We start from the raw sequence: 3,434 nt of genomic DNA, 5'->3' as shown, positions 1-3,434 counted from the left end.
GCAGGGCCTTCGGCGGTGAGGCGAAAGATGTCGCGCGCAAGCGCGCTCCTACAAGGCGTGCTGTTGCTCTTTGGCGGTGGCGCTTCGGCTGCAACGCTTGACGCCTTCGACACCACGAATGGCTGGCATGCAACGCACACGGACGATGTGTCGGCATCGCTGCATGCCGTGCCGGGCAAGACAGGCCAGGGCGTCTGCCTTGCCTTCGATTTCAACGGTGTCTCCGGTGCGGCTTCTATCAGGAAGACGCTGCCGATCGACTTTCCCGCGGGCTTTGCGCTCAGCTTCGACGTGCGCGGTTCGATGCCGGCCAATACGCTGCAGCTGAAGCTCATCGACGATAGCGGCGATAACGTCTGGTGGTACCAGAAGCCCGGTTTCATGCCGTCGGCCGCGTGGCAGACGATCAACGCCTCCAGCCGCGAGGTCGAGTTCGCCTGGGGCCCGATCAAGGACCGCACCTTGCGCCACACGCGCGAGGTCGAGTTCATGGTTTACAAGGAAGCGCAGCCTGGCATGGGGCCGGACAAGGGTGAGGTCTGCTTCGACAATCTCGCGCTCGTGCCGCGCAAGCCCGAAGCCGTGCCGGTCCCGCCGCCCACACCGAATGCGGTGTTCGAGCAGCGGGCCAAGGCCGTGCGTCGGGGTCTCTATCCGCGTGGCTTCTCCGGTGAGCAGTCGTACTGGACGATCGTCGGTGTCGATGGCGGCAGCCGTGATTCCGCGTTGATTTCCGAGGATGGCGCCGTCGAGATCACGCGTGGCGGCTTCTCGATCGAGCCGTTCCTGATCGACCAGGGCAAGCTGGTGACCTGGGCCGACGTCACGACGACGCAGGCGCTGCGCGATCGCTACTTGCCGATGCCGTCGGTCGCGTGGAAAAAGGGCGATGTCACGCTCACCACTACCGCGTTCGCGCAGGGTACGCCTGGCGCGTCGCAACTCGTGCTTGCATACCGTGTCGGCAATGACAGCGATACGCCGCGTGACCTGACTCTGATGCTCGCCGCGCGGCCGTTCCAGGTGAATCCGCCGACGCAGTTCCTCAATGCGCCGGGTGGTATCGCGACGATTCGCGACCTGCGCTGGGATGGCTCGGCGTTGGTGGTGAATGGGACGCGGAAGGTCGTGCCGTTGCAGAAGCCGGGTGAGGTCATCGGGTCGGTGAATATGCCGAGGATGTTGACTGAGCGGGTGGATGGCGGTGAGGCGGTGGAGGGGCTTTCGTTGGGGCCTATCGCGCGCAAGCGCGCTCCCACGGGGGGTGCGGCGGCTCAAGCGGCGGGCGAATTGCATGATAAGTCCGGGTTTGCGCAGGGGGCGTTGTTGTATCCGGTGCGTGTGCCGGCGCATGGGCATGTGGATGTCGGGCTGGTTGTCCCGGTGCGCCAGGATGACGTCATCGAGGCGCCACGCGATGTGGCGGCGTGGCTGGCTTCGCATGCCGATGCGGTGGCGGCCGACTGGCGCGCGAAGCTGGATCGCGTTGATATACGCGTGCCTGCCGAGGCGCAGCCGATCGTCGATACGATGAAGAGCGGCGTCGCGCAGATCCTCATCTCGCGTGATGGCCCTGCGCTGCAGCCGGGCACACGTTCCTATTCGCGCACATGGGTGCGCGATGGCGCGATGATGCTGGAGGGGTTGCTGCGTACCGGCCACGACGACGTGGCGCGAGACTTCATCCGCTGGTATGCGCCGCACCAGTTCAGTAACGGTAAGGTGCCGTGTTGCGTCGATGCGCGCGGTTCCGATCCGGTGCCGGAGAACGATAGCCACGGTGAGCTGGTTTTCAGCGTTGTCGAGCTCTGGCGTTACACGCACGATCGGGCGACGGTGGAGTCGCTCTATCCGCATGTGCGCAAGGCCGTTGCTTACATGGATACGCTGCGTGCCAGCGAGCGCCAGCCCTCGCGCCTCCAGGGCCCCGATCGCGCGCTGTACGGGCTGATGCCGGCGTCGATCAGCCACGAAGGCTATTCCGCGAAGCCGATGCATTCGTACTGGGACGATTTCTGGGCGTTGAAGGGCTATGAGGATGCCGCTGACCTGGCCGTGGCACTGGGTCACTCCGACGACCAGGCGGCGTTCGGTGCATCGCGTGATCAGTTCCGCGACGACCTGCACGCGTCGATCGATGCGGCGGTGAAGGCAAAGGGCCTCACCTTTATTCCCGGCTCGGCGGAGCTCGGTGACTTCGATGCGACATCGACCACGATCGCGCTGTCGCCAGGCGGTGAGGGCGCGCGGCTACCGAAGGCGCTGGTCGATGGCACGTTCGAGAAGTACTGGCAGGCGTTCGTCGCCCGCCGTGATGGCAAGATCGCGTGGGAGGATTACACCCCCTACGAACTTCGCACCATCGCCACCTTCGTCCGGCTGGGCTGGCGGGACCGGGTCAACGACCTGATCGCGTTCTTCTTCGCCGACCGCCGCCCGGCGGCTTGGAACCAGTGGGCCGAGGTCGTCGGCCATGATCCGCGCAAGCCGCGTTTCGTCGGCGACATGCCGCACGCATGGATCGCCTCCGACTACGTCCGCTCGGCGCTGGATCTGTTCGCGTACGACCGCGACGCGGACCAGGCGATGGTCCTCGCCGCCGGCGTGCAACCGAGTTGGCTGGAAGGCGAAGGCATTGCCATCCGCGACCTGCGTACACCGTATGGTCGCCTGGGCTATACGCTGAAAGCGCACGACGGGAAGGCCGTGCTGACGATCACCCAGCCGATCGAGCCACCCGGCGGGCTGGTCCTATCGCTGCCTTCCGGCGAGATCAGGATCCCCAAAGGCGAGACCACGACAACAGCGCCGTTGTAGGAGCCCACCCTGTGGGCGACATCTGTCGCGACCACGCCACGGGCCCTGTTGCTCTATCGCGAACGGCGTCGCCCACAGGGTGGGCTCCTACGCGTGCGCTAGTGCGTCGCGACGCGCGTGCGCAGCAACGCGTCGACCGCCTGCTGCCATTCCGTTGAGCCGGGCGCCGCCTGCGGCGCCTCCTGGCCTAGCTTGGCGTTCACGGCCTGGTTCCACGCGGGGGTGTTGGGCTGCGGCCCGTGCCCGTCATCGCTGACGGCGAGGGTCTTGTCGACCCACGTGTACCACTCGGGCGTGCCGAGCGCCGCCGATGCAGGCGAGGTACGGCCGGGTGCGGGAGAGGCGGCGGTGCTGGCTGCCGCCGGCGCTGACGCGGCCGGAGCCACCGGCTCGGAGGGCGAGCAGGCCGCGATGATGAACGCGGCGGTGAGCGGTATGACGGTGAGGAAAAGGCGCATGGGCGATGAAGACCTGACGAACGCGAATGCTGCCAAGCCTACAAACCCTTTCTGGTCCTGCGCTTAAACGGGGCGGGGAACTTCCCGGCGCCGTTCAGGTTTCTGCCTCCAGGCGGTTGTGGGGGGGGGGGGGGGGGGGGGGGGGGGGGGGGGGGGGGG

At 66.7% G+C, this 3,434-nt stretch carries 2 protein-coding genes; one reads left to right on the top strand and one right to left on the bottom strand.

The window, feature by feature from the left end:
- The first annotated feature begins 27 nt into the window (after window positions 1-27).
- The gene (locus ACTHLF_RS07820) at window positions 28-2,817 is read left to right on the top strand and encodes a discoidin domain-containing protein (protein ID WP_440326334.1); all 2,790 of its coding nucleotides are present in this window, start codon (window positions 28-30) and stop codon (window positions 2,815-2,817) included.
- Between the two features lie 98 nt (window positions 2,818-2,915).
- Here the strand turns inward: ACTHLF_RS07820 and ACTHLF_RS07815 are convergent, their stop codons facing one another.
- Complete coding sequence (locus tag ACTHLF_RS07815) at window positions 2,916-3,275, bottom strand: hypothetical protein (protein ID WP_440326333.1); 360 nt, start codon at window positions 3,273-3,275, stop codon at window positions 2,916-2,918.
- Window positions 3,276-3,434 lie beyond the last annotated feature (159 nt).

The organism is Luteibacter sp. (genome assembly GCF_051958795.1).
Taxonomy (GTDB): domain Bacteria; phylum Pseudomonadota; class Gammaproteobacteria; order Xanthomonadales; family Rhodanobacteraceae; genus Luteibacter.
This window is presented reverse-complemented; position numbering and strand designations above follow the sequence as displayed.